Origin of the sequence: Rhodococcus sp. T2V (genome assembly GCF_029269925.1) — a bacterium.
In the GTDB taxonomy this organism is placed as follows: Bacteria; Actinomycetota; Actinomycetes; order Mycobacteriales; family Mycobacteriaceae; genus Rhodococcus_F; species Rhodococcus_F koreensis.
Genome location: NZ_JARJBD010000003.1, coordinates 14094 through 38023, shown reverse-complemented (window position 1 = coordinate 38023; position 23930 = coordinate 14094). Strand labels below are relative to the sequence as shown.

Below are 23930 nucleotides of genomic sequence, written 5' to 3'. Positions count from 1 at the left end.
TCATTCCTCCGTGATGGCGTCGAGCGACGCACGCAGATCGTCGACGAGGTCGTCCAGGTTCTCCAGTCCGATGGACAATCGGACGGTGCGGTAGCCGAATCCGGCGTCGCGGAGTTGCGTGTCGTCGAGGTGGCTGTGCGTGGTGGTGGCGGGGTGCACCACCAGCGAGCGGGCGTCGCCGATGTTGGCGACGATGGCGAACAGTTGCAGCGAGTCGACGAACTTCGCCACCTTCGAGTCGTCGACGGCGAGATCGAAGGAGAACACCGAGCCGGCGCCCCGCGGCAGGTACCGGCGGGCCGCGTCGTACCACCGGTTCTCCGGCAGGCCGGGGTAATTGACCTTCGCGACCGCGGGGTGGCCGTCGAGAAACTGAGCGATCGCCAGAGCCGAACCGACCTGCCGATCCAGCCGCAGGTCCAGCGTCTCCAGCCCCTGGAGCAGCTGGAACGAATTGAACGGGGACAGTGCGGGTCCGAGGTCGTGGACGACCTTCGTCTTCGCGTACACGAGGTACGCGCTCCGGTCGCGACCGAACTCGTCCCACAGCACGAGGTCGCCGATCCGCGGGTATGGCTCGGTGAACTGGGTCCAGCGCCGCGGCTCCGCGCCGAAGTCGAATGTACCGAGGTCGACGATCACCCCGCCCAGCGACGTTCCGTGCCCGCCGATGAACTTGGTGGCCGAGTACACGGCGATGTCGGCACCGAAGTCTTTGGGGCGGAGCAGGTACGGGGTGGCGATCGTGTTGTCGACGATCAGCGGTACCCCGGCCTGGTGCGCGATGTCGGCGACGGCCCGGACGTCGAGGACGGAGGCGACGGGGTTGCCGATCGTCTCGGCGAAGAAGGCCCGGGTCTCGGGGCGCGCGGCCGCACGCCAGGCGTCGAGGTCGTCCTGGTCGACGAGTGTGACGTCGATCCCGAAGTCCGCGAACGTGTCGGTCAGCAGGTCGACCGTGCCGCCGTACAGTTGCCGCGCCGCGACGATGTGCTGCCCCGACTTGGCGAGGGTGAGCAGTGCGACCGCGACGGCGGACTGCCCGGACCCGGTGGCCAGCGCGGCGACACCGCCGTCGAGATCGGCGAGCCGCTGCTCGAGCACGGCCTGGGTGGGGTTCCCGGTGCGGCTGTACAGGTTTCCCTTGCGGCGCAGGGAAAAGATGTCCCGTGCCTGGTCGAAGCTGCCGAAGTCGTAGGCAACCGATTGGTAGATCGGGGGGATCGCGGTGTTCTGCGGCGTGCCGGGCTGATAGCCGGTGCGGACCTGCCGGGTCGCGAACCCTGTGGTCTCGGGCATCGGTGTGCCTGTCCCTTCGTCGATACTCTTGATTGGCCGGGGGTCGATTACAAAACGAATATGTTCGGAACAAAACACGAAGTGCGACGAGAAGACACGCGTTTTGTTCTGCTCGAGCTTTACTCTTGTTTCACCGCGCGCGGGTGAGTCAGGGTGACGCAGTCAATCCTGCGAACAACCACCCCGAGTGAGGTAATCAGTGGACATCGACTGGCTGGAACCCGAAGCGACCGCGCGTGGCTCGGTGATCGTCGTCGCCGGCCGAGGTGAGCATGCTCACGTGTACCGCAGGTTCGCCCGGCGGATCGCGTTCGACGGCTACCGCGTCGCGGTGGTGGAGAACGACCCCGCCGCGGCCGCTCGGGTGATCGCCGACGCCGAGTCCGGTCTCCCGCTCACCGTCGTCGGGTCGGACAGCGGTGCTCTCACCGCGCTCGACCTCGCCGCCACCCATCCGGCCGTGTCCGGGGTCGTGGCCGCCGGTCTCCTCGTCGCGGGCACCGACGCCTTCACCGGAGGGTGGGACGGCGAACTCGAGATCCGCTCCGCGTGTCCGGTGCACCGGGGCGTCCTGGCCGCGGACGACGCTCTCGACCGCGGCACGCTCGGCGCGGAGACGCCGGTCGCCACCGCGGATTCGCTGACCCACGTACAGGTTCCCGTCCTCGTCGTCCACGGAGGCGCCGACGTCCTCAGCCCGCCGGCGGAGGTCCTCGCCGTCACGTCCGCGTTGCCGGGCGCCCGCGTGGTCGTCGTCGACGACGGGCGGCACGACATTCTCAACGACGTGTCCCACCGGTCCGTCGCCGCCGAGATCGTGCAGTTCCTCGAGCGTCTGCGACTGCCCGGCACGCCCGACATCCTCCTCCGCGAACCGGCGGGCGCACTCGCGCAATGACCCGGGCGGGGCCGGTAGTGGTTGTCGATCGAAGGGGTGTGGATGTCAGCGGTGCTGGAGTCGGAGACGATTGCTCCGGGATGGTTGCTCGAACGAATCGACGGCCGCACCGCGGAACTCGCGGATGCCGTCGCCGACCTCATTCGGTCGGGTGAGCTGAGCCCCGGCGACCGCCTGCCGACCGTCCGCGCACTCGCGAAGGCGACCGATCTCAGTGTCGGTGCGATCGTCAGCGCGTGGGGCCGGTTGCAGGAGCAAGGTTTCGTGCAGACCCGCCGCCGCGGCGGCACCGTCGTACTCCCGCCGCTCGACAGCGTGCCCGAGCGCGGCATCCCCGATTGGCGCGGCGTCGACCTGGCGCAGAATGCACCCGACCTGGCGCTGCAGCCGTCCCTGTCCGACGCTTTGTTGTCCAGTCTGGACGCCGAGACGTTGAATGTGTTCGGGCGGGAACTGATGACCGAGCGTCTGCGCAACGCCGTCGCTCCGGGGTGGCCGTTCGAACCGGAGGCGTGGGCGACGGCGGGCGGCGGCACCGAGGCGCTGCTGCTGGCGGTGGAGGCGGCGGCGCCGCCCGGGTCCCGGGTGGCGGTCGACGAGCCTCTCGGGCCGGGCGTGCTCGACACCCTCCGCGATCTGGGTCTGGATGCGGTCGGCGTCGGCGCCGACCGCGACGGTCCCCGGCCGGACGCGCTCGACGAGGCACTGACGGCCGGTGCGGTCGCGTTCGTGTTCCAGCCCGGGGCGCCGTTCGCCGTCGACCACGCGGTCAGCGCGCGGCGCACCCGCGAACTCGCCGACGTGCTGCGACGGCATCCGGCGGTGTGGGTGGTCGAGGACGACTCGATCGGACCGCTCGAACCGGAGCAACCGCCGTCGCTGGGGTGTGACCTGCCGCAGCGTGTCGTCCGGATCCGCAGTTACTGCAAGGCGTACGGGATCGACGTGCGGACCTCCGTCCTCGGCGGCTCCCGTGAATTGATCGAGAAGGCCATGAAGGTGCGCAGTCACGGCGTCGGCTCGAACAGCCGGATCCTGCAGAACACCCTCGCCCACCTGATCGGCAGCGCCGACGCCGAACACGCGGTCACGGCGGCGCACGAACGCTACGCCGTCAGGCGCACGACGCTGCTCGAGGCCCTGATCGACCGTGGCATCGAGGCTTTCGCGGGCCCGCACAGTCTGGTCGTGTGGGTGACGGTGTCGGACGAGACCGCGGCGCTGGTCGCACTGGCGCGGCAGGGCATCTCCGTGGGGGCGGGATCGCGGTCGTTCGTGCGGTCACCCGCACGGCAACTCCTGCGCCTGTCGGCCACCCAGTTGCCCGACGACGCCGAGCTGATCGGGCAGCTCGCCGACGTCGTCGCGGCGGCGGTCGCGGAGTCGTCGCGCGAGTTCTTCGACTGATCGGACTTTGTTCGGCAGCACTGCGGGACATACGAAATATGTTTTGAAACATCGAGAATTTAATACTCTGCACGCGTCTGTTTGCTCCATACACTTCAACGCGGCGTGCCGAGGCAGGTGCCTGACCGCGAACGACGAAGGAGCGAGAACATGACGAGACGGCAACTGAAATTGGGAGCTGTCCTCACCCCCACGGGTGGTCCCGGGCACCCGTACACCTGGCTGGACCCGGAGATCCCCGGCGACGCCAGCGTCGACATCGACTGGTACATCGAGTATGCGCGTCTGGCGGAGCAGGCGCGGTTCGACCTCGTGTTCATCGTCGACAGCCAGTTCATCACCCCCGACTCGCCCCCGCACTACCTGAACCGGCTCGAGCCGCTGACGCTGCTGTCGGCGCTCGCCGTGGCCACCGAGCACATCGGGCTCGTCGGCACCCTGACCACGTCGTTCAACCAGCCGTTCAACCTCGCGCGACGGTTCGCGTCCCTCGACCTGATCAGCCGCGGCCGCGCAGGCTGGAACGTGGTCACCAGCGGCGACTCGGGCACCGCCGGAAACTACGGCCTCGAGGAGCATTACGACTACGCCACCCGCTACGGCCGGGCACTCGAACACGTCGAGGTGGTCAAGGCGCTGTGGGATTCGTACGAGGACGACGCGTTTCCGCGCGACCGGGACGCCCGCCGCTTCCTCGACGCGGACAAGCTCCACACCCTCGACCACCGGGGTGAGCACTTCTCGGTGGTGGGCCCGCTCAACATCGAACGCTCACGGCAGGGCCAGCCCGTGATCTTCCAGGCCGGCGACTCCGACCAGGGCCGCGACCTCGGCGCGCGCATCGCCGACGGGATCTTCACGCATGCCCCGAGTTTCGAAGCCGGAGTGGCGTTCTACGCCGACATCAAGAACCGGGCCGCGGCGTACGGGCGCGCCCCCGAGGACATCGTGATCCTGCCGGGCGTCACGGTCACCGTGGGCGACACCGACGCCGACGCCCGCGAGATCGAACGCACGACCCAGCTGGCGGACAACGACTTCGGACGGTCGCTGCGGGAACTCGGCCGGCCGTTCGGCTGGCACGACTTCCAGCAGTACGACCTCGACGCACCGTTCCCCACCGAGGCCTTGCAGCACGCCGAGCGGAGCTTCTACACGCAGGCGAAGAAGATCACCGACCTCGCCGTCGGCCGCGGGCTGACGCTGCGGCAGACCGTCGAGGCGCTCAGCGCGCCGAAGACGTCACCGTTCACCGGCAGCGCCGAGACCGTCGCGAACGAATTGCAGCGCTGGCTGGACGGTCACGCCCTCGACGGCATCAACATCCACATCGGTCACCCGGCGCAGTTCCGCCGCTTCGTCGACGAGGTGCTGCCGATCCTGCGCGAGCGCGGGGTGGTCCGGGAGGATTACGAGCAGGACACCCTGCGCGGCAACCTCGGCCTGCCGTTCGCGGAGAACCGCTACACCCGGGCGCGGCGTGAGGGAATCGACCCCGCCCCGCTGCCCGGCACCACCGCGTCGCTGTCCGCGAGCGTCTGAATCACTACCCCCCCTTTGCATGGTCAGGAGCACCCAGTGAGCAAGAAGAGCCGGCGGATCGCCGGCGCCGTAATACTCGGAGTGATAGTCGGTCTCGTCGCCACCGCCTGCGGTGGTGGCAGCAGCTCGGACGGAGCCGAGGTCAAATGGGCGTTCAGCCTCCCCACCTCCTGGGACCCGGTGACGAGCCGGACCGGAAACGACATCAACACCATCAGCCTCGCGTATGCGTCGCTGACCCGGCTCGACGCCGAGGGCAACGTCGAACCGTCGCTCGCCGAGAGCTGGAAGTACAACGCCGACGGCACCGCGGTGACGTTCAGCCTGCGTGACGGTCTGACGTTCTCCGACGGGACGACCCTCGATTCGCAGGCGGTGAAGGCGTTCTTCGACCGGGGCAAGACCCAGGACGATTCGTTCCTGCGCGATCAGCTCGCCGGCGTCACCGAGGTCACGGCGGACACCGCCACCGACGTCACGCTGCACCTGGCCGACGCCGACTACCAGATCCCGTACCTGGTCGCCGGGCGCACCGGTGCGATCGCCAGCCCGACGGCGGCCGCCGACCCGCAGAAGCTCAGCGTGTGGCCGGTCGGGGCCGGACCCTTCACGATCACCGACTTCGTCGCCGAGGATCACGCGTACTTCGAGAAGAACCCGAACTACTGGGACGCCGAGAACATTCACATCGACCACTTCGAACTCAGCGTCGCCCCGGACCCGGCCACACTCGTCGCCGGTGTCCAGTCCGGCTCCATCGACTTCGCGACGCTGCCGGCGTTGCAGTCCAAGGAAGCCGAGGCCGCCGGTCTCGACGTGACCGTGAAGCCGTCGCTCGCCGCGAACGACGTGTCCATCAACCTCAACAAGGCCCCGTTCGACAACCCGAAGATCGTCGAGGCGTTCCGCTACGCATTCGACCGCCAGGCATTCGTCGACGTCATCACGAACGGGCTGGGGAGCACCACCAGCCAGCCGTTCCCCGACGGCTACCTCGCGTTCAACCCCGAGATCGAGAAGCTCTGGAACTACGACCCCGACAAGGCATCTCGTCTCCTCTCCGAGGCCGGCTACGCGCCCGGGCAGTTGTCGATCGAGATCACGGCGCAGTCGGCGGCCACCAACCGTGCGGAACTCGTGCAGTCGCAGCTGAAGAAGATCGGCGTCGAGTCCACGATCAAGGTGGTCCCGCCCGGTTCGTCGACGTGGCAGAGCGAGGTCTACATCGCGAAGAACCCGCAGCTGGCCACGGACGGCACCATCGGCCGTGAATCCCCGGTGCAGAACCTGCTCGCCGTCTACGGTCCGGAAGGCATCATGAACCTCAGCGGCCCGCACGCGTCGCCGGAGTTCACCGCCGCACTCGACACCGTGCGCCGCACTCCGCTCGAGGACCCGGAGTACAAGCCGCGGTTGTGGCAGGCCGTCAAGGTCGGCGTCGAGCAGTCGCCGACGAACTACCTCTTCAGCAACCCGTGGATCATCGTGTCCAACCCGGACCTGAAGAACCTCAACATCCTGCCGTCCCAGGTTCGCTGGGAAGGTGTCACGGTCTCGTGACCACCGCAGACATCGAGGCCGCAGGCACCGGGAGGACATTCGCTCTCCCGGTGCCTGCGGGCGCGCTCGGCACGGCCGCCCGGATCATGCTCGGCACCGTGCTGATCGTGGTCCCGGTCTTCCTGTTCTCCACCCTGATCACGTTCCTGCTCGGTGCGGCCAGCGGGTTGAATCCGGCCGCCGGCATCGCCGGTGACGCCGCGACCCCGGAGACGATCGCCCGGATCAACGCCGAATTCGGGCTGGACAAGCCGGTCTGGCAGCAGTACGTCGACTGGATGTCGAGCATGCTGAGCGGCGACCTCGGTGTCTCGTGGTTCAGCAAGATCCCGGTCAGCGAGTTGATCGGTGAGCGCCTCGCCGTCAGCGCCTCCATCGCCGGTGTCGCGCTGGTCATCGGACTCGTCCTCGGTGTCGGACTCGGGGTGCTCGCCGCCGTCCACAAGGGCAGCCTGCTCGACCGGGCGATCACCGCCTACACGTCGGTGGCGTCGACGCTGCCGCCGTTCGTCATCTCTATCGGACTGATCCTCGTCTTCAGCGTCGGGCTGCACTGGCTGCCGTCGGCCGGGTACGTCCCGCCGGACGAGAACTTCGGCCGCTGGCTGTCACTGATCATCATGCCCGCGATCGCGCTGAGCATGGACGTCGTCGCCGACATCGCGCGGCAACTCCGCACCGGACTGGTCGCGGAACTGGATCAGAACTACGTCACCGGCGCGGTGGTGCGGGGCATCGGTCCGTCACGGATCCTGTTCGTGCACGCCCTGCGCAACGGCAGCGGTCCCGCGCTGTCGATCCTGGGCATGAAGATCCCCACGCTCATCGGCGGCGCCGTCGTGATGGAGACCATGTTCTCGATGCCCGGCTTCGGTCGCCTCGCCGCCGACTCCGCGCTGCGCGGGGACGTTCCGATCGTTCAGGGAACGCTCGTCGTGGCGATCGTGTTCGTGCTGTTCTGCAACATCGTCGTGAACATCGCTCAGAGCGTCCTGCAGCCGGCCACCAAGCGGAGAGACTGACATCCCATGCTCACAGCAATTCTGCGCTATCACTCCGCCCGCGTCGCGGTGATCGTCCTCGGGCTGATCGTGGTGCTCGCGGTCTTCGGGCCCGCGCTTGCACCGTTCGACCCGCTCGAGCAGGACACGTCGGCAATTCTGCAGGGCCCGAGCGGAACTCACTGGCTCGGAACGGACAACGTCGGGCGGGACGTGTTCAGCCGGCTGCTGGCGGGTTCGACCGTGTCGGTGCTGTCGGCGCTGCAATGCGTCGTCGTCGGATTTCTTCTCGGCGTGATCCCGGGCTTCCTGTCGGTGTACCTCGGGCGCAGCGTGGAATGGTTCACGCTCCGGCTGATGGATGCGCTGATCACGCTGCCGTTCCTCGTGTTCGCCGTCGCGATGACCGCGCTGCTCGGAAACGGGCTCGCACAGGCGATGTTCGCCGTCGGTATTCTCATCGCGCCCGCGTTCTACCGGGTCACGCGTGCCGCGGCGCTGACTGTCGCCAACTCCCAGTACGTCGAGGCCGCCGAACTGATGGGCGCCGACACGTCCTGGATCATCCGCCGTCACGCGGTGCGCAAGGTGCTGCCCGCGGTCGGGGTGACGTTCGCCGCCATGACCGGGGCCAGCCTCGTCATCGTGTCTTCGCTGACCTTCCTCGGGATCGGTGTCGTCCCGCCGGACCCCACCTGGGGCGGACTCCTCGCCAGCGGACTGCAGTACCTCTATCAGGTTCCGTTCGGTCCCGTCGTCCCCGCGCTGCTGATCGTGGCGACCGTGTGGGCGCTCAATGCCATCGCCGACGCGCTGCGGGACGCGACCGGCCGCCCCGCACGACGCGCCCCCAGGAAACAGGAGGTTACCTCGGATGTCCACTGACACACTCGATGCCACGTCGGCACCGGACACCACGCGCCCCCGCAGGCCGGTGCTCACCGTCAGCGATCTGCGTATCGCCCTCGACGACGGAACCGAACTGGTCCGCGGCGTCGACTTCTCCCTCGCACCCGGGGAAGCGCTCGGGATCGTCGGCGAATCGGGAAGTGGAAAATCGCTGACCTGCCGCGCCGTCCTCGGAATCCTGCCCGGCGGAATCGACGTCACCGCAGGCTCGATCGACTTCGACGGCATCGAACTCACCGACCTCGGGCGCAAGCAGTGGCGACCCCTGCGCGGCACCCGCATCGCCGCCGTGTTCCAGGACCCGGCGTCCTACCTGAACCCGTCTATCCGCGTCGGTGAACAACTCGCCGAGGCGCTCCGGTCCACGCTCGGACTGTCCCGCGCCGACGCGCGGCGACGCGGCGTCGAACTGTTCCGGAAGATGGGGCTGACCGACGCGGACACCGTGTACCGCCAGTACCCGCACGAACTGTCCGGGGGCATGCTTCAGCGGGTGCTCATCGCGATCGCGGTCTCCGCGGAGCCCGAACTCCTGATCGCGGACGAGGCGACCACCGCCCTGGACGTCACCGTCCAGGCGGAGGTGCTCGACCTGCTCGAGGACCTGCGCCAAGAACTGGGCCTCGCCCTCGTCCTGGTCTCGCACGACCTCGCGGTGGTCGCTCAGGTCTGCGACAGAGTGATCGTGATGCGGGACGGCGCCGTCGTCGAGTCCGGGCGAGCGGAGGACCTGCTCACCGCGCCCCGGCACGAGTACACCCGCCAACTCGTCGACAACCATCGGGAATACGGCCTCGAGTCGTTCATCGGGCAGGAGGCGGCTCGTGTCTGAACCGTTGCTGCGCATGACCGATGTCCGGGTGGAGCGCGGGTCCCGTGGCGCCCGAAAGCAGATTCTGCACGGCGTCGACCTCACCATCGACGCCGGCGAGAAGGTGGGTCTGATCGGTGAAAGCGGCTCCGGGAAAACGACACTGGCCCGCACGATTCTCGGCCTGATCACCCCGACGGCCGGGTCGGTCGAGATCCGCGGGCAGCGCGTCGACGACCTGCCCGCGGCGCAACGCCGGGCGCACCGCCGCACGGGGACCGTGCAATACGTGTTCCAGGATCCGCTGCTGAGCCTCGACCCGGACATTCCGGTGGGCGAGTCGATCGCCGAGGGGCTGATCGTGCGGGGCGGGCTGGACCGTGACGTCGTGCGGTCGAAGGTCGCGGCGGTGCTGGGCAGCGTGGGTCTCGACGCCGGCATCGCGACGCGGATTCCCGCGGAACTGTCCGGTGGGCAACGCCAGCGGATCGCGATCGCGCGGGCCCTCGTGGTGGATCCGGCGCTGCTGCTGCTCGACGAACCGGTGAGCGCCCTCGACTCGGTCAACCGCATCCAGATCCTGAAACTGCTCACTGAACTCGGGCATTCGAGGCAGCTCGCTCAGCTGTTCATCTCGCACGATCTGGGGGCCGTCGCGGCGCTGGTCGACCGGATCGTCGTGCTCTACCGCGGCAACATCGTCGAGGACGGACCCACCCGCCAGGTGATCTCCGATCCCCAGCACCCCTACACCGCGCTCCTCGTCGGATCGGCGCCCACCTTGAGCGGTGGCGCCGTGACCCGCGAGCGTCGCCGGGAGTTGAGGCTCACGGGCGCTAGCGGCGCAGGGCCTTTCGCGCCAGCCAGTTGCCGAAGAACTGGGAGGCCTGGACGAGCAGGATGATGACGAGGGTGGCGACGAGGGTCACCTGCCAGTTGAAGCGCTGGTAGCCGTACACGATGGCGAAGTCGCCGAGCCCGCCGCCGCCGATGGTGCCCGCCATCGCGGACATGTCGACGATGCCGATGAGGACGAACGTGTATCCGAGGATCAACGGGCCGAGGGCTTCGGGGATGAGCAGGGTGACGATGATCCGCAGGGGACCGGCACCCATCGCGCGGGCCACCTCGATCACGCCGGGGTCGACGGTCACCAGGTTCTGTTCCACGATGCGGGCGATGGCGAACGACGACGCGATGATCATCACGAAGATCGCGGCCTCGGTGCCGATGGTCCGGCCCACCACGGCGAGGGTCACGGGCCCCAGTGCGGCGAGCAGGATGATGAACGGAATCGGCCGCACGATGTTCACCAGGATGTTCAGCACCGTGTAGGCGGCCGTGTTCTGGAGGATCCCGCCCTTCCGCGTGGCGTACAGCAGCGTCCCGACCACGAGCCCGATCAGCCCGCCGATCACCAGTGTGATCACCACCATGTAGATGGTGGTGCCGATGGATTCGAACAGTACGGGGCGCAGTTTGTCCCAGTTCGTGGTCATGCCTGTACTTCCTCGACGTCGGTGACGGCCCGCAACAGGCGGATCACGTCGTCGACGCCGTCGTCGGGGCCGACGAGTTCGAGCGTGAGACTGCCGAACGAGCGGTCCTGCAGGGTGGTGATGCCGCCGTAGACGATCTCGAATCGGACACCGTGCCCTCCCGCGTCGGAGAGGACGTCGCCGATCCGGCTGCCGTCCCGCACGTCGGCGGTGACGATCCGGCCGCCGAAACGTGCGCGCAGCCGGTCCAGGTCGGCGGGCTCCGGGCGGTTGCGCAGGATCGTGCTCACGAAACTCTTCGACGCCGGCGCCTGTGGTTCCGAGAAGACGTCGAACACGGTGCCGAGTTCCACGACGCGACCCTCCGCCAGGACGGCGACACGATCCGCGACGGCCCGGACGACGTCCATCTCGTGGGTGATCACCACGATCGTGACGCCGAGTTCCCGGTTCACCTTGCGGAGCAGGCGGAGCACGTCCTGGGTGGTCTCCGGGTCCAGGGCGCTGGTGGACTCGTCGGCGAGCAGCAGGTCCGGCGACGTCGCCAGCGCGCGGGCGATCCCGACCCGCTGCTTCTGCCCGCCGGACAGCTGGTCGGGGTAGGCCCGCGCCTTGTCGGACAGACCGACGAACGCGAGCAGTTCGGCGACGCGTTCGCGGCGCTTCTGCCGTGGCCAGCCCGCCACGACGAGGGGGTATCCGACATTCCCGGCGACGGTGCGGGAGCGGAACAGGTTGAACTGCTGGAAGATCATTCCGATCTTCGCGCGCACGTGCCGGAGTTTCGATTCCGGCAGCGCGGTGATGTCGACGTCGTCGACGACGACGCGCCCACTCGTCGGGCGTTCCAGGCCGTTGATCAGCCGAACCAGCGTGCTCTTCCCGGCCCCCGAGTAGCCGATGACCCCGAAGATCTCACCTCGCTCGATGGTGAGATCGACGGCGTCGACGGCGGTGAGTGTCTTCTTTCCCGATGGGAAGGATTTGGTGACGGATTCGAATCGGACGATCGGTGTCATCTACTTGGCCGAACGAATTCCCTCTTCGACCCGCGACAGGATCTGCTGGAGCTGAGCACCGTCCCGTTCCACCTCGACGGACGTTCCCTTCGACTCCTCCCGCACGGCGGCCTGGATTTCGGGGTCGTGCCAGATCTTCACGAGTTCGAGGTACGTCGCGTTGTCCTTGTCCTCGGCGCGGGTGACGAACGTGTTGATGTAAGGCTCGGCGGCGGGGCTCGACGGGTCGTCCTTGTAGAGGGCCGATGCGGGGTCGATGCCCGAACGCTCGAGGAACGTGTTGTTGACGATCGCACCGTCCACGGATGCGAGGGACAGCGCCGTCTGCGCGGCGTCGACCGGCGTCACCTTCACCTTGGACGCACCCGCGTCGATGTCGGCGGGTGTGGGGGACGGGTTGTCGCCGGTCAGCGTGAGCAGGCCGGCGCCCTTCAGCACGAACAGGGCACGAGCCTGGTTGCTGGGGTCGTTGGGGATGGCGATCTCCCCGCCCTGCGGAATGTCGGCGACACTCCGGTGCTTCTGCGAGTACAGGCCGAGAGGCACGATCTGGGTGGCGCCGATCGGGGTGAGGTTGTCGTCGGCGCCGGTGTTGTACTCGCCGAGGAACTGCAGGTGCTGGAAGAGGTTGGCGTCGATCTGCCCCTGCGACAGGGCGATGTTCGGCTGCGAGTAGTCGGAGAAGTTCACGACGTCGAGCGTGATGCCCGCATCCTTCGCCTTCTCCTCGAAGATCTCCCACGAGCGGTCACTGGCCTCGGTGGTTCCGATCCGCACCGTGTCGCCGTCGGCGCCGCCGGATCCGCCGGAGCACGCTGTCAGTACCGCCAGGAGTGGAACGGCGGCAAGGGCGAGAGAACGGCTGAACTTCACGGAAAATCCCCACGATCGATCGGCTGACCACGGACTGCGGCCACTGGCAACCTAGCCCGTGCGGGCGCGGTGCGGAATGGTTTCGATCGACGTGATTCGAAAGAGGGTTGTTCGACTTTCCTTCCAGCCCAGCAGTATTCGACCGGACCGGGCGCGTGCTCTAGGGTGGCAGCGTAGACATGTGGAAGGTGATGAAGCAATGAAGGTAACGGTAGTGGCCGGCAATCCCAAGCCCGGTTCGCGGACGCTGGACGCGGCCGGTCTGGTCGCGGCCGCGGTGACGGGTGCCGCTGTGGATTCCACGGTCGACGTGATCGAGCTCGGTCCGGGACTGCTCGGGTGGGGTGACGAGAAGGTCGCGGCGGCGGTGGAGACCGTGGCCTCGTCGGATCTCGTGGTGTTCGCGAGCCCCACTTTCAAGGCGTCGTACACGGGCGTGCTGAAACTGTTCCTCGACCAGTTCGCCACCGGCGACGGCCTGAAGGACGTCGTGGTGGTGCCGCTGATGCTCGGAGCCGGCCCGGCGCACGCCATGGCGCCGGACCTGCTGCTCAAACCGGTGCTCGTCGAACTGGGCGCGACCGCCCCCGCGCCGGGCCTCTACCTCATCGACACCACGTACACGACCGACACACGCATCGCCGACTACGCCGAGCGGTGGGGTTCGATCCTCACCGCGGCGGCCCGGACCCGGACGGAACTCTCATGACGCAGGCAGACGGCACCTTGGACAAGACTTCGCTCCGGGAGGCGTTCGGGCATTTCCCGAGCGGTGTCGTCGCCGTCTGCGCCGAGGTCGACGGTGAACGGGTCGGGATGGCGGCGAGCACGTTCGTGCCGGTGTCGCTGGAGCCGCCGCTCGTCGCGTTCTGCGTGCAGAACGCGTCTACGACGTGGCCGAAGCTCGCGGACTTGGAGCATGTCGGGATCAGCGTGCTCGGGGAGGCGCACGACGCGGCCGCGCGTGTGCTGGCCGCGAAGACGGGCGACCGGTTCGCGGGCCTCGACACCGAGACCACCGACGGCGGTGCGTTGTTCATCGACGGCGCGTCGGTGTGGCTCGACACCACCGTCACCCAGCAGGTGCCCGCGGGCGATCACGCGATCGTGGTCCTGCGGATCAACGAGCTGCGGGTGCAGTCGGAGATCGAACCGATCGTGTTCCACCGCAGCCGGTTCCGCTGGCTCCGCACCGTCGCGTCGTAACCGAGTGCGATGACGACGGAACTGACGGCGCCCGCCGAGACGGACGTCCATCCTCTGGACGACGCGATTCGCGAATCCCTGCGCGGTGAGCACGCGCATTTCGCCCGGTGGTCGGGCAGGCTGGCGCGGTACCACCCCGACGTCGCGCCGCACGTCGGCCACCCGGACACCCTGGTGGACGAGGACTGGGCGGATCTGGCGGCACTGCTCGGCCCGTCCGCGACGGCCGCGCTCCGCGGATTCGGTCACACGCCGCCGCCGGGCTGGGAGGTCCTGGACTCCTTCGGCCTGGTCCAGATGGACGGCACCGCGCTGGACGTCGCGCCGGACCCGGACGCCGAAGTCCTCGGCGCGGACGATGTTCCGGAGATCCTCGCTCTGATCGGCCGCACCCGGCCCGGACCGTACCTTCCGCGGACCATCGAGATGGGGACCTACCTCGGGTTTCGGGTCGACGGCGAACTCGTCGCCATGGCGGGAGAGCGGCTGCACCCGCCCGGCTGGACCGAGATCAGCGCGGTCTGCACCGACGAGCGTTTCCGGGGCCGCGGATTCGGTGCCCGGCTCGTCCGTGCCGTCGGAGCCGGTATCCGCGCCCGAGGGGAGACACCGTTCCTGCACGCCGCGCAGTCGAACACGACGGCGATCCGGCTGTACGAGAGCTTGGGCTTCACCCTGCGCAGGCAGTCCGCACTCACGGTGGTCCGGACACCGGCGTAGGCGGCTCCGCCGCCCGTGCGCGGTTAACGAGTCCCTGCACTCGTCAACCACTCACGGGGAGCGAAGCGCCCTCTCAGGGTGGACTCCGCGTACTCGTGTCGGAAGATCCCCTTCTCGCGGAGCAGCGGCACGACATGATCGACGAAATCGGTGAGGCCGGACGGGAATCCGTCCGGCATCAGGTTGAAACCGTCCGCTGCGCCTGCCACGAACCACTCTTCGATGGTGTCGGCGATCTGTTCGGGGGACCCGACGACGAGCCGGTGGCCGAAGCCGCCTGCCTTGCGCAGAAGTTCGGACACCGAGTACCGGCTCTCCAACGCCAGCCGCACGACGGCTTCCCGGAACCCGAGGGAACCGGAGAACGACGGGTCGACCGGCGCCACCAGCAGGTCCTCCGGGATCGGCCGGTCCGGGTCGAGTGAGCTGAGGTCGACGCCGAGCATCCCGCCGAGCCGCTCGGAGGAGAAGCCGTCGGCGGCCTTGGACTCCCAGTCCTCGTACCGGGCGATCGCCTCGGCCTCCGTGCTGCCGACCACCGTGACGAGGCCGGGCAGGATCTTCACCGACGCGGGGTCGCGACCGGCCGCGCGCGCGACGTCCTTCACCTCCCGGTAGTGCTGCCGCCCGGCGTCGAGGGTGAGTTCCGCCGAGAACACCGCGTCGGCGCTGCGTCCGGCCAGCGCGCGGCCCTGCGGCGAACCGCCGGCCTGCACGAGCAGCGGGCGACCCTGCGGCGACGGCGGCACGGGCAGCACACCGTGCACGTGGAAGAACTCCCCGTCGTGGTGCACCGGGACTCCGGTCGCCGCCGATTCCCACAGCGCCGTGACGACGTCCACGAACTCGGAGGCCCGGCGGTACCGCGCCTCGCGGTCGGGGATCCGCGAGAGACCGAAGTTGTGGGCCGTCCCGGCGTGGAACGTGGTCACCACATTCCACGCCACCCGCCCGCCGGACACGACGTCGAGGGAGAGAAACCGGTCCGCCAGGTCGAACGGGTCGTTGAACGTCGTCGACGCCGTCCCGATCAGCCCGAGGTGCTCCGTCGCGCTCGCCACCACCCCGAGAACGGTGGTGGGTTCGAGGGCCCGGGTCGGTTTGACGGCGGGATCCTCGCGGAGCGCGGGACCGTCCGCGAGGAACAGCGCATCCAGTGTGCCGCGCTCCGCGATCCTCGCGACCTCGGCGTAGTAGTCGGGGTCGATGAACGACGTCGGATGCAGATCGGGGGCCCGCCACGCGGACGGGTGGAAACCCACGTCCAGCACGTTGACGTTGAGGATGACCTCTCGTTGCGCGGGCATCAGCCGGCGGGCTTCGCGGCGGCGCCGTCGACGTTGGTCTGGCTGCGGTCGGTGGCCCGCGCCGATTCGATGCTCTGCGCCACCCGGGAGAAGAACGGGTCGCTGTCGATCAGCTGGCCGATCCGCGGGTCGTGATACGTGTCGAGCAGCGGCGCGAAGTCGGGGTTGTCCTTGTCCTTCTCGTTGATGACGACCTCGATCCAATACAGCTCGTAGGCGGGGGCGTTGAAGACGATCTTGTCGTCGGGCACGTCGGCGAGATCGAAGTTCGAACGCCAGCCCAGCGCCAGGTCGACGTCGGGGAGCGTGCGCGGCAACTGTGCCAGCGCGGCCTCGGTGAACTCGAACGACTTCGGGTTGTCCTTCACGTCGCGGATGGTCACGCGGGACGGGTCGACTCCGTCCTTCAGCGTCAACTGGCCGAGGTCCTGCAGGGTCTGCAGAGCCTGCGCCTGATTCGACGGGTCATCGGGGATGGCGACCTTCGCGCCCTTGGGGAGATCCTCGAGCTTGTCGAACCTCTCGGAATAGCCCGAAAACTTCAGGACGTACCAGTCGCCGGCCGCATACAGTCCGAGGTTGCCGTCCTCGTTCTGCACGCGCATCCACTCCTGATGCTGGCTGTGGTTGGCGTCGATGTCGCCCTGGGAGACCGCGAGGTTCTTGAGCTTCGAATCCTCGATCTGCACCGGTTCGACGGTGATGCCGTGGTCGGGAGCGAGTTTCGCGACCTCCTTGGCGAGCTTCTCGTCGAGGATCGATCCGGCGGTGTACCCGATCTTGAACGTGGTCTGCGGGCCGTCGCCCTCGGTGCGGTCGTTGCTCCCGCCCGCGCCGCACGCGGTCAGGAGGAGCAGCAGTGTGGCCGTCAGTCCGCCTGCCGCGACAGCGCGGGCGCGCGTCACCGAGCGGGGTCGAATCGTCATGGGTGTAGTCCTCTGATCTGAGTGGGAGTGAAAGGCTCAGCGCCGGTTGGTGAGGCGGGCGGCCAGATCGCCGACGAGTTGGATGACCTGGACCAGCACCACGAGCGCGATGACCGTCGTGATCATCACGGTGTTGTCGAATCGGTTGTAGCCGTACGCGATGGCGAGGTTGCCGATGCCGCCGGCTCCCACGGCGCCTGCGATCGCCGACATGTCGAGGATGCCGATCAACGCGATCGTCAGGGCACCGATGATGGTCGGGACCGCTTCGTGGAGTTGCACTTTGCGGATGATCTGGAAGTTCGAGCCGGCCGACGCGCGTCCCACTTCCACCACTTCGGGTGGAACGTCGCGCAGCGAATTCTCGATCAGGCGCGCGACGTACGGGGTTGCGGCCAGCGTCATCGGAACGGCCGCCGCCTGCACCCCGAGCGACGTGCCGACGACGAAGCGGGTGAACGGGATGATGGCGGCCATCAGCACCAGGAACGGCAGCGATCGGCCGAGATTGACCACCCAACCGGCCACCGCGTTGACCGCGGGGTTGGGAAACAGCCCGCGGGGAGCGGTGTTGTGCAGCACGACCGCCAGGGGAGTGCCCAGCAGGATGGCCAGGATCACCGTGATCCCGACCATCTGCACGGTCTGTTGCAGGGCGGGCAGGAACAATTCGGGAAGTTCCTCGACGGGGGTCGAGATGGCCAGTACGACGCTGTCGGCGCTCATGCCGCCGCCTCCTCGGTGGCCGGGGCGGAGGCGTTGTCGACCCGTGTTCCGTGCAGGCCCCACGAGGACAGGAGCTCCCCGACCGAGGGGTGGTCACCGGCGACCGAGATGGTGACCCGGCCCGCCGGGCGTCCGCCGACCGACTCCACGGTCCCGGACAGCACCCCGATCGATCGGCCGGTGGCCGTGCCGAGAAGCTCGATCCAGTTGGCGGGGACGGTGTCGGAGCCGTAGGTGACGTGCCACAGCACGTCCCGGTCCTCCGCGGTGATGTGGGAACGGTCGGGGAGCAGCCCGACGCCGAGTTCGGAGCGCGGGTCGCGCAGGAGGTCGATCACCGGGCCCGATTCCACGACCCGTCCCGCGTCGAGGACGGTGACCACGTCGGCGACCTGGCGGACGACGTCCATCTCGTGGGTGATCAGCACGATCGTCAGCCCGAGGTCGTCGCGCAGTTCGCGGAGCAGCGCGAGGATGGATCGGGTGGTGGCGGGGTCCAGTCCGGACGTCGCCTCGTCGGACACCAAGACCTTGGGCGCCAGCGCCAGCGAGCGGGCGATCCCCACGCGTTGCCGCTGCCCGCCCGACAGTTGCCGGGGGTAGAGGTCGGCCTTGTCGGACAGACCCACCCGCTCGAGCAGTTCCGCCACCCGCGCTCGTCGCTCGGCGCGGCCGATGCCGGCGAATTCCAGCGGCAGCGCCACGTTCTCGGCGGCGGTCCGGCGGGCGAGGAGGCTCGACGCCTGGAAGATCGTGCCGATCGCGCGGCGCTGTTCCCGCAATCGCCGCTCGGACAACCCGGAGACGTCGGTTCCGTCGAGGAGGATGCGGCCCTCGGACGGACCCTCGAGCAGGCTGATGATGCGCGACAGCGTGGTCTTGCCCGCCCCGCTCTGGCCGATCACCGCGGCGATCTGGCCGGTGCCGACGGTGAAGTCGATGTCGTGGAGCACCTCGACGGAGCGGGCTCTCTTCCCGAATCGTTTCGTGACGGAACGGACTTCGATCATGCTGCACCACCTGTATCGGATGACGGCACCGCGGGTCGGCCGCCGGGAGGGAGTCCTGGCCTGTGGGTGGGCCAGTGGGCTCCCGAAACGATAGGCGTGGGTAAACGGAAAGTCATGTCTAAGAATCGACTTGATCAGAAGGTGCGCTCACTATCCGGGATACACCGGCCGGCGGTGGGTCGGGGCAGGCGCCGGATCGGGTAGCCGCAGAGTCGCCCGGAGCGACCGCTGCCGGTACCCGCGGGGCCGAGACGGCCTCGCCCACGCGGAGAAGCCGGCGTCGAGGTCGGTGACGGTCGCGATGTGACCGTCCACGCCGGTGGCGTCGGGGTCGTCGACGACGAACAGCAGGGCGCGCTCACGCACGGCCGGGCCGTACCGGTCGACGTCGCCGCCGGACAGCACGACGATGTCGGAAACCTCTGCGGCGGAGACGATGTCGTCGCCCTCCTCCGCCCACCACGCAACGGGGATCTTCTGCTGCGGCGGTGTGGGGACGTTGAGGGGCCCGGCGATGTCGAAGATCCCCTGGTGGTCGGCGTAGACGATGCGGTCGGAATCGGCGAAGCGCACGTCGCCGGGGCGTCCACGGATCGTGTCGGCCGGCCAGCTCTCCCACAGTGTGCGGGAGGCGTGGATCGCGTCCGTCGTCACCGCGGGGCTCGGCCCGCCGTCGATCCACACCCCCGCCGAGGCCAGGTTGCCCGGCGCCGACCGGTCCTCCACCCCGGTGAGCCAGCCGACGCGGCCGCGGCTGGTGTGGTCCAGCGAGGCCAGGCGGCGAGCCAGGTTGTACGGGTGGTCGAGGTGGGGGACGGCGGTGACGAACACCCCGACGTCGGCGGTGGCGGCGATCAGCGCCGCGGCGGACACGCTGGGGGACAGGGCCGCGGTGGGCCGGGGCGCGGTCCGCGACACCCGTTCGACGCCGACGAGGACGAAGTCCGCCCCGGTACGGTCGACGAACGCGGCGAGTTCGTCGACCCGGCCGCGGCGGATGGCGTCGACGAGCAGGTGCTCACCGAGCGCGAGTCCGTAGAAGGTCCTGCTGCGCTGGATCACACTCATCCGAGGTCTCCCGGTGTCGGTTCGAGGGTCTGCTGTCGTGATGTCAGCGCTAGTGATGTCAGCGCTAGTGATGTCAAGGGGCATCTCCTGAGAAGAGGGTGGATGTCGCGAAGGCGAGGGACGTCAGCCCCAGGGCGACCAGCAACATCGATACGGACGCACTGCGCCGGAGGACGCTGGACCGCGGATCCTGCGGGTCGTACCACAGCCAGAGGACCTGTCCGGCAACGAATTCGTTCCCGGAGGAATCGGACGCGGCGGCGCCGAGTCCCGGACCGGGATCGAATGTCCTTCGCCGGCCGGTGAACTCGTCGCCCCCGACCCGGTACGCGTAGGTGACCGCGGGCCGTACGTCGACGACCGAGCATTCGGACCCGATCCACGACCGGGACCGCCACAGCGCGACGACGCCCGGAACCCCACGAAACAGGAGGAACGCACCCGCGATGATCCAGACGGTGACCACACGGGCGACGTTACGGCGGCGACGGTGGGGTCGTACAGCCTTCCCCGCAGCGTGAGCGGAACACCGCTATGTGACACCTGGACCGAGCGCAGGTGAGTACCGCTGTGGAGCAGAATGTTTCGATTGCTCACGACTCACAATCAGACTGAGCGCAATGCTCGTCCGCGGCGTGACGCGCTGGGAAGGTAAAAGGCAATCACGGAGAGGGGAACCGTCATGAGCCGCCATACCGTCGTCGGGCTGCAGCTCGACGCCGCCGTCGTCACGCACGTGCTCGACCCGAGGCAGCGGGCGCGGCGAGAAGAATTCGGGCGCAGCATCGACGAATCGGGAATCGACTTCCTCGTTCTCGGTGGTGACCACGAGAACGAGGTGGAGCCGGCGATCGATGCGACGGTGGCCGCCACCGTCCTGGCCCGGCACACGAGCACGGTGGGACTGGTGGTGGCCGGCGCCGTCGTCCGCGATCACCCGTTCAACCTCGCGCGCCGGCTCGGTTCCCTCGACCACGGATCCCACGGCAGGGCCGGATGGCTGATCGGGTCGGGCCCGGTGGGCGCGGCCGTCGATGCCGTGTCGGTCGCCCGGAAGTTGTGGGAGAGCTGGCCCGGCGACAGCATCGTCGACGACGCCGAGCGCGGCATCTTCGCGGACTCCGAACGGATCGTCCACATCGATCACTCGGGGATCTTCTCCGTCTCCGGCCCACTCAATGTTCCCGAACCGCCGCAACGCAAGCCGCCCGTCTTCTGGCGCCCCGCGACCGAGGCCGAACAGGTCGCGGCGCGGCGCACCGCCGACGCGGTGATCCTTCCGGACGAGGACTCGGTGCGCCGGTACCGGGCGCACTTCGACCCGGACGCCGCCCGGGACCAGGCGCTGCTCATCGACCGGCAGTGGACACCAGACAGCACTCCGCCTGCGACGGAAGCCGACGGCGTGATCGTCCGAGGGTTCACGGCGACCGATCTGCGCGCCCTGCTCGACGCGGTTCGGCGCGACCCGTTACTCCACGACCCGCGGCCCACCCTGCGTGACCGATTGGGTCTGCAGGCGGCGGAGACCGTGCTGTCCGGCGGCCGCAGCGCGTTCCCGGTCAGCTGACCATTTCACCGTAGACAGGAGATTCACCATGACAGCGGTATCCGAGGCCCCCGCCCCGGAGGCGGTGCGTCCGCCCGCACGCGGCTCCGCCGAACTGGCGGCCGTGATCGCCGAGATCGCCGCCGACGCCGCGCGGCGGCGTGCCGGTGGCGGGACCGAAGGACCGTACCGGGCCGTCGAGTTGATCCGCGAGCACCGCCTCGGGGCCGTGCGCGTGCCCCGCGAGCAGGGCGGCGGCGGGTACACCCTGCAGGATCTGTTCGACCTGGTGATCGACCTCGCCGAGGCCGATCCCGACGTTCCGCACATCATCCGGGTCCACTACGCCTTCGTCGAGGAACTGCTGCGGGTTCCGCGCACCGAGCGCAAGGACGCATGGTTGCCGGACGTCGTGTCGGGCAAGCTGTTCGGCGGCGCGTCCTCTGAGCTGAGCACCCGCGCCGTCGGCTCGTACAGTTTCGAATCCACGCTGACACCGGTCGACGGCGGGTACCGCCTCGACGGGGTGAAGTTCTACAGCACCGGGTCGCTGTACTCCGATTTCATCCGGGTCTCCGCCAACGTCCCGGACGGAAAGGCGCTCAGCGCCATCGTGCCCGCCGACCGCGCCGGGATCGTCCACGAGGACGACTGGGACGGAATCGGCCAGCGTCACACCGGCAGCGGGACGACCGTGTTCGAGAACGTCGCCGTCGCCGAGTCCGAGACCCTCCCGTTCCGGGGTGGCGACGAGGAAACCCGGCCACGTCAGGCGCTTCCTCAGCTGTACCTGCACGCGATCGCGGCGGGGATCCTGCGCACCGTCACGACCGAGTCGGCCGCGCTGATCCGCGGCCGCAAGCGCAGTTTCGTGTTCGCTGCCGCCGAGGAACCGCGGCACGACCCGCAGTTGCTCGAGGTCGTCGGAACGCTGTCGGCGGCGGCGTTCGCGGCGGAGTCGGTGGTCCGCGCGGCCGCCGCAGCCCAGGATGTGGCCGCGGACGCCGCCCGCACGTCCGGTGTCGACGCCCGGCTCGAGCAGGACGCCGCGGTCCTGGCCGCCAAGGTGAAGGTGTCCATCGAGGACGTCGCGCTCCGGGCGGCGACCCGGTTGTTCGAGGTGGGCGGTGCCTCGGCCACCCGGGAGTCCGCGCACCTGGACCGGCACTGGCGGAACCTGCGAACCCTGTTCTCCCACAACCCGACGGTGTACAAGGCGCGGGTGATCGGCGACCTCGTGGTCAACGAGACACCGCTCCCCGACACCGGATTCTTCTGATTCGGAAGGCAAAGCCGTGAGTAGCTCCCGACGCCAACTGGTGCTCAACGTGAACGTGCTCGACGTGGGCATCGCCCCCGGGGCGTGGACGCTCGACGACGTGCACGCTCACTCGTTCGTCGATCTCGACCACTTCACCGGGGTCGCGCGGATCGCCGAGCGCGGCACCCTCGACGCGTTCTTCCTCGCCGACGGTCCCGGCTTCTGGGAGAACCCCCGGGTGAAGCCGACCCGGGCGCTGGAACCGTCGGTGATCCTGGCGGCCGTCGCGACGGCCACCGAGAACCTGGGGCTGATCGGGACCGCCTCCACCACGTTCAACGACCCGCGCGACCTCGCCGAACGCTTCCTCTCCCTCGACTACCTCAGCGGTGGCCGGGTGGCGTGGAACGTCGTCACCACGTATTCACCGACGGCGGCAGCCAATTTCGGCTTCGACCAGATCCCGGACCGCGACTACCGCTACCGCCGTGCCGAGGCGTTCGTCGACGTGGTCACCGCGCTGTGGGAGAGCGCCCGCAGCGGTGTCCCGGTATCGCACCACAGCGAGTTCTTCGACGTCGACGGCGTGCTGCGGGCGCCGGCGTCGGAGCAGGGGCAGCCGCCGCTCGTGCAGGCGGGCGGATCGCCCGCCGGGCGTGAGCTCGCCGGACGCACCGCTCACGGCGTGTTCTCCGCAGAACTGACGCTCGACTCCGCGCGCAGGCACTACAAGCACGTCAAGGACGTGGCGCGGGCGGCAGGCCGCAACCCGGACGACGTGAAGATCCTGCCCGGGCTGATCACCGTCATCGGCTCGACGGAGGCGGAGGCCGTCGCACGACACGAGCAGCTCCGCGAACACGTCCCCGCCCGGTTCGGCTGGGACCGGCTGAGTCTGACGCTCGGTGTCCCGCTCGCGGAACTCGACCTCGACCAGCCGATCCCGCAGTCGCTGCTGGACGGGCCGCCCGACCCCGCGACGTTCTCGGGTTCCCTCGGATTCCGCGAATCGGTGGTCGGGCTGGCGCGGGAGCGGAACCTGACCGTCGCCCAGCTCCTGCGCGAGCTGAACGGCGGCGGCGGGCACCGAGCCGTCATCGGCACCCCGGAACAGGTGGCCGACACCATCGAGGCGTGGTTCCGCGCCGAGGCGGCCGACGGATTCAACCTCATGCCCGACGCGTTCCCGTCCGGCCTCGACACCTTCGTCGACGAAGTGGTGCCTCTGCTGCGCAAGCGGGGACTGTTCCGCCACGAATACGCGGAGAAGACCCTGCGCGACCGGTTCGCGGTGCCGCTTCCCGAGTATCGCGCCGCGCGGTCGGCCTGACTGCGTCCA

At 68.8% G+C, this 23930-nt stretch carries 24 protein-coding genes; 14 read left to right on the top strand and 10 right to left on the bottom strand.

Annotated elements, in window-relative coordinates:
• Window positions 1-1299 (bottom strand): O-acetylhomoserine aminocarboxypropyltransferase/cysteine synthase family protein, encoded by a 1299-nt coding sequence (locus P3H15_RS03715; RefSeq protein ID WP_276136005.1) that lies wholly within the window; start codon window positions 1297-1299, stop codon window positions 1-3.
• Between the two features lie 199 nt (window positions 1300-1498).
• Here P3H15_RS03715 and P3H15_RS03710 point away from each other — a divergent pair, with 199 nt between their 5' ends.
• The 8 genes from P3H15_RS03710 to P3H15_RS03675 all read left to right on the top strand — a co-directional run bounded on the left by P3H15_RS03710 (window position 1499) and on the right by P3H15_RS03675 (window position 10331).
• Complete coding sequence (locus tag P3H15_RS03710) at window positions 1499-2197, top strand: alpha/beta hydrolase (RefSeq protein WP_276136004.1); 699 nt, start codon at window positions 1499-1501, stop codon at window positions 2195-2197.
• Window positions 2198-2239: 42 nt separating this feature from the next.
• Window positions 2240-3604 (top strand): aminotransferase class I/II-fold pyridoxal phosphate-dependent enzyme, encoded by a 1365-nt coding sequence (locus P3H15_RS03705; RefSeq protein ID WP_276136003.1) that lies wholly within the window; start codon window positions 2240-2242, stop codon window positions 3602-3604.
• A 150-nt stretch (window positions 3605-3754) separates the two neighbouring features.
• Window positions 3755-5146, top strand: a complete 1392-nt coding sequence (locus tag P3H15_RS03700) for an LLM class flavin-dependent oxidoreductase (protein WP_276136002.1) — start codon at window positions 3755-3757, stop codon at window positions 5144-5146.
• A gap of 36 nt (window positions 5147-5182) precedes the next feature.
• Entirely contained in the window at window positions 5183-6706 is a 1524-nt protein-coding gene (locus P3H15_RS03695; RefSeq protein WP_276136001.1) for an ABC transporter substrate-binding protein, read from the top strand.
• Window positions 6703-7728 carry an ABC transporter permease gene (locus P3H15_RS03690; protein ID WP_276136000.1) on the top strand — a complete coding sequence of 342 codons (1026 nt, stop codon included), beginning with the start codon at window positions 6703-6705 and terminating at the stop codon, window positions 7726-7728. The genes P3H15_RS03695 and P3H15_RS03690 overlap by 4 nt, the downstream gene beginning before the upstream one ends.
• A gap of 6 nt (window positions 7729-7734) precedes the next feature.
• The gene (locus tag P3H15_RS03685) at window positions 7735-8592 is read left to right on the top strand and encodes an ABC transporter permease (RefSeq protein ID WP_276135999.1); all 858 of its coding nucleotides are present in this window, start codon (window positions 7735-7737) and stop codon (window positions 8590-8592) included.
• Window positions 8582-9448, top strand: coding sequence for an ABC transporter ATP-binding protein (locus tag P3H15_RS03680; RefSeq protein ID WP_276135998.1), 867 nt, complete (start codon window positions 8582-8584; stop codon window positions 9446-9448). The genes P3H15_RS03685 and P3H15_RS03680 overlap by 11 nt, the downstream gene beginning before the upstream one ends.
• Complete coding sequence (locus P3H15_RS03675) at window positions 9441-10331, top strand: ABC transporter ATP-binding protein (protein ID WP_276135997.1); 891 nt, start codon at window positions 9441-9443, stop codon at window positions 10329-10331. Before P3H15_RS03680 ends, P3H15_RS03675 begins: the two co-directional genes overlap by 8 nt.
• On the opposite strand, the gene P3H15_RS03670 is transcribed toward P3H15_RS03675, so the two are convergent.
• Genes P3H15_RS03670 through P3H15_RS03660 form a run of 3 tightly spaced genes read right to left on the bottom strand, consistent with a single transcriptional unit; the run spans window position 10264 to window position 12818 of the window.
• Window positions 10264-10926 (bottom strand): methionine ABC transporter permease, encoded by a 663-nt coding sequence (locus P3H15_RS03670; protein ID WP_276135996.1) that lies wholly within the window; start codon window positions 10924-10926, stop codon window positions 10264-10266. The genes P3H15_RS03675 and P3H15_RS03670 overlap by 68 nt on opposite strands.
• On the bottom strand, window positions 10923-11945 hold the full coding sequence (locus tag P3H15_RS03665; RefSeq protein ID WP_276135995.1) for a methionine ABC transporter ATP-binding protein: 1023 nt from the start codon (window positions 11943-11945) through the stop codon (window positions 10923-10925). The genes P3H15_RS03670 and P3H15_RS03665 overlap by 4 nt, the downstream gene beginning before the upstream one ends.
• Window positions 11946-12818: a MetQ/NlpA family ABC transporter substrate-binding protein gene (locus P3H15_RS03660; protein ID WP_276135994.1), complete on the bottom strand. Its 873-nt coding sequence runs from the start codon at window positions 12816-12818 to the stop codon at window positions 11946-11948. It lies immediately after the preceding gene.
• Between the two features lie 199 nt (window positions 12819-13017).
• On the opposite strand from P3H15_RS03660, the gene P3H15_RS03655 reads away from it, so the two are divergent.
• The 3 genes from P3H15_RS03655 to P3H15_RS03645 are packed head-to-tail and all read left to right on the top strand — an operon-like array spanning window position 13018 to window position 14744.
• Window positions 13018-13527, top strand: a complete 510-nt coding sequence (locus P3H15_RS03655; protein WP_276135993.1) for an NADPH-dependent FMN reductase — start codon at window positions 13018-13020, stop codon at window positions 13525-13527.
• Window positions 13524-14024: a flavin reductase family protein gene (locus P3H15_RS03650; RefSeq protein ID WP_276135992.1), complete on the top strand. Its 501-nt coding sequence runs from the start codon at window positions 13524-13526 to the stop codon at window positions 14022-14024. Before P3H15_RS03655 ends, P3H15_RS03650 begins: the two co-directional genes overlap by 4 nt.
• Window positions 14025-14033: 9 nt before the next feature.
• Entirely contained in the window at window positions 14034-14744 is a 711-nt protein-coding gene (locus tag P3H15_RS03645; RefSeq protein WP_276135991.1) for a GNAT family N-acetyltransferase, read from the top strand.
• 23 nt (window positions 14745-14767) lie between these two features.
• On the opposite strand, the gene P3H15_RS03640 is transcribed toward P3H15_RS03645, so the two are convergent.
• The 6 genes from P3H15_RS03640 to P3H15_RS03615 all read right to left on the bottom strand — a co-directional run bounded on the left by P3H15_RS03640 (window position 14768) and on the right by P3H15_RS03615 (window position 20247).
• The gene (locus tag P3H15_RS03640; protein ID WP_276135990.1) at window positions 14768-16051 is read right to left on the bottom strand and encodes an LLM class flavin-dependent oxidoreductase; all 1284 of its coding nucleotides are present in this window, start codon (window positions 16049-16051) and stop codon (window positions 14768-14770) included.
• On the bottom strand, window positions 16051-16977 hold the full coding sequence (locus tag P3H15_RS03635; RefSeq protein ID WP_276135989.1) for a MetQ/NlpA family ABC transporter substrate-binding protein: 927 nt from the start codon (window positions 16975-16977) through the stop codon (window positions 16051-16053). The genes P3H15_RS03640 and P3H15_RS03635 overlap by 1 nt, the downstream gene beginning before the upstream one ends.
• Before the next feature lie 36 nt (window positions 16978-17013).
• Window positions 17014-17703, bottom strand: a complete 690-nt coding sequence (locus P3H15_RS03630; RefSeq protein WP_276135988.1) for a methionine ABC transporter permease — start codon at window positions 17701-17703, stop codon at window positions 17014-17016.
• Window positions 17700-18713, bottom strand: a complete 1014-nt coding sequence (locus P3H15_RS03625) for a methionine ABC transporter ATP-binding protein (RefSeq protein ID WP_276135987.1) — start codon at window positions 18711-18713, stop codon at window positions 17700-17702. The genes P3H15_RS03630 and P3H15_RS03625 overlap by 4 nt, the downstream gene beginning before the upstream one ends.
• Before the next feature lie 150 nt (window positions 18714-18863).
• Entirely contained in the window at window positions 18864-19781 is a 918-nt protein-coding gene (locus P3H15_RS03620) for an LLM class flavin-dependent oxidoreductase (RefSeq protein WP_276135986.1), read from the bottom strand.
• A 73-nt stretch (window positions 19782-19854) separates the two neighbouring features.
• Window positions 19855-20247 (bottom strand): DUF3592 domain-containing protein, encoded by a 393-nt coding sequence (locus tag P3H15_RS03615; protein ID WP_276135985.1) that lies wholly within the window; start codon window positions 20245-20247, stop codon window positions 19855-19857.
• Between the two features lie 216 nt (window positions 20248-20463).
• Between P3H15_RS03615 and P3H15_RS03610 the strand changes: the two genes are divergently transcribed.
• Genes P3H15_RS03610 through P3H15_RS03600 form a run of 3 tightly spaced genes read left to right on the top strand, consistent with a single transcriptional unit; the run spans window position 20464 to window position 23921 of the window.
• On the top strand, window positions 20464-21351 hold the full coding sequence (locus P3H15_RS03610; protein ID WP_276135984.1) for an LLM class flavin-dependent oxidoreductase: 888 nt from the start codon (window positions 20464-20466) through the stop codon (window positions 21349-21351).
• Window positions 21352-21379: 28 nt separating this feature from the next.
• Window positions 21380-22609, top strand: a complete 1230-nt coding sequence (locus tag P3H15_RS03605) for an acyl-CoA dehydrogenase family protein (RefSeq protein WP_276135983.1) — start codon at window positions 21380-21382, stop codon at window positions 22607-22609.
• Between the two features lie 16 nt (window positions 22610-22625).
• Window positions 22626-23921, top strand: a complete 1296-nt coding sequence (locus P3H15_RS03600) for an LLM class flavin-dependent oxidoreductase (RefSeq protein ID WP_276135982.1) — start codon at window positions 22626-22628, stop codon at window positions 23919-23921.
• Window positions 23922-23930: the final 9 nt, after the last annotated feature.

What these genes read in the sequence shown, in the direction of transcription:
- P3H15_RS03640 (WP_276135990.1), bottom strand. Translation starts at nt 16,051, where the DNA reads ATGCCCGCGCAACGAGAGGTCATCCTCAACGTCAACGTGCTGGACGTG.
- P3H15_RS03635 (WP_276135989.1), bottom strand. Translation starts at nt 16,977, where the DNA reads ATGACGATTCGACCCCGCTCGGTGACGCGCGCCCGCGCTGTCGCGGCA.
- P3H15_RS03700 (WP_276136002.1), top strand. Translation starts at nt 3,755, where the DNA reads ATGACGAGACGGCAACTGAAATTGGGAGCTGTCCTCACCCCCACGGGT.
- P3H15_RS03680 (WP_276135998.1), top strand. Translation starts at nt 8,582, where the DNA reads ATGTCCACTGACACACTCGATGCCACGTCGGCACCGGACACCACGCGC.
- P3H15_RS03685 (WP_276135999.1), top strand. Translation starts at nt 7,735, where the DNA reads ATGCTCACAGCAATTCTGCGCTATCACTCCGCCCGCGTCGCGGTGATC.
- P3H15_RS03650 (WP_276135992.1), top strand. Translation starts at nt 13,524, where the DNA reads ATGACGCAGGCAGACGGCACCTTGGACAAGACTTCGCTCCGGGAGGCG.
- P3H15_RS03610 (WP_276135984.1), top strand. Translation starts at nt 20,464, where the DNA reads ATGAGCCGCCATACCGTCGTCGGGCTGCAGCTCGACGCCGCCGTCGTC.
- P3H15_RS03715 (WP_276136005.1), bottom strand. Translation starts at nt 1,299, where the DNA reads ATGCCCGAGACCACAGGGTTCGCGACCCGGCAGGTCCGCACCGGCTAT.
- P3H15_RS03705 (WP_276136003.1), top strand. Translation starts at nt 2,240, where the DNA reads ATGTCAGCGGTGCTGGAGTCGGAGACGATTGCTCCGGGATGGTTGCTC.
- P3H15_RS03605 (WP_276135983.1), top strand. Translation starts at nt 21,380, where the DNA reads ATGACAGCGGTATCCGAGGCCCCCGCCCCGGAGGCGGTGCGTCCGCCC.
- P3H15_RS03645 (WP_276135991.1), top strand. Translation starts at nt 14,034, where the DNA reads ATGACGACGGAACTGACGGCGCCCGCCGAGACGGACGTCCATCCTCTG.
- P3H15_RS03670 (WP_276135996.1), bottom strand. Translation starts at nt 10,926, where the DNA reads ATGACCACGAACTGGGACAAACTGCGCCCCGTACTGTTCGAATCCATC.
- P3H15_RS03630 (WP_276135988.1), bottom strand. Translation starts at nt 17,703, where the DNA reads ATGAGCGCCGACAGCGTCGTACTGGCCATCTCGACCCCCGTCGAGGAA.
- P3H15_RS03620 (WP_276135986.1), bottom strand. Translation starts at nt 19,781, where the DNA reads ATGAGTGTGATCCAGCGCAGCAGGACCTTCTACGGACTCGCGCTCGGT.
- P3H15_RS03665 (WP_276135995.1), bottom strand. Translation starts at nt 11,945, where the DNA reads ATGACACCGATCGTCCGATTCGAATCCGTCACCAAATCCTTCCCATCG.
- P3H15_RS03655 (WP_276135993.1), top strand. Translation starts at nt 13,018, where the DNA reads ATGAAGGTAACGGTAGTGGCCGGCAATCCCAAGCCCGGTTCGCGGACG.
- P3H15_RS03625 (WP_276135987.1), bottom strand. Translation starts at nt 18,713, where the DNA reads ATGATCGAAGTCCGTTCCGTCACGAAACGATTCGGGAAGAGAGCCCGC.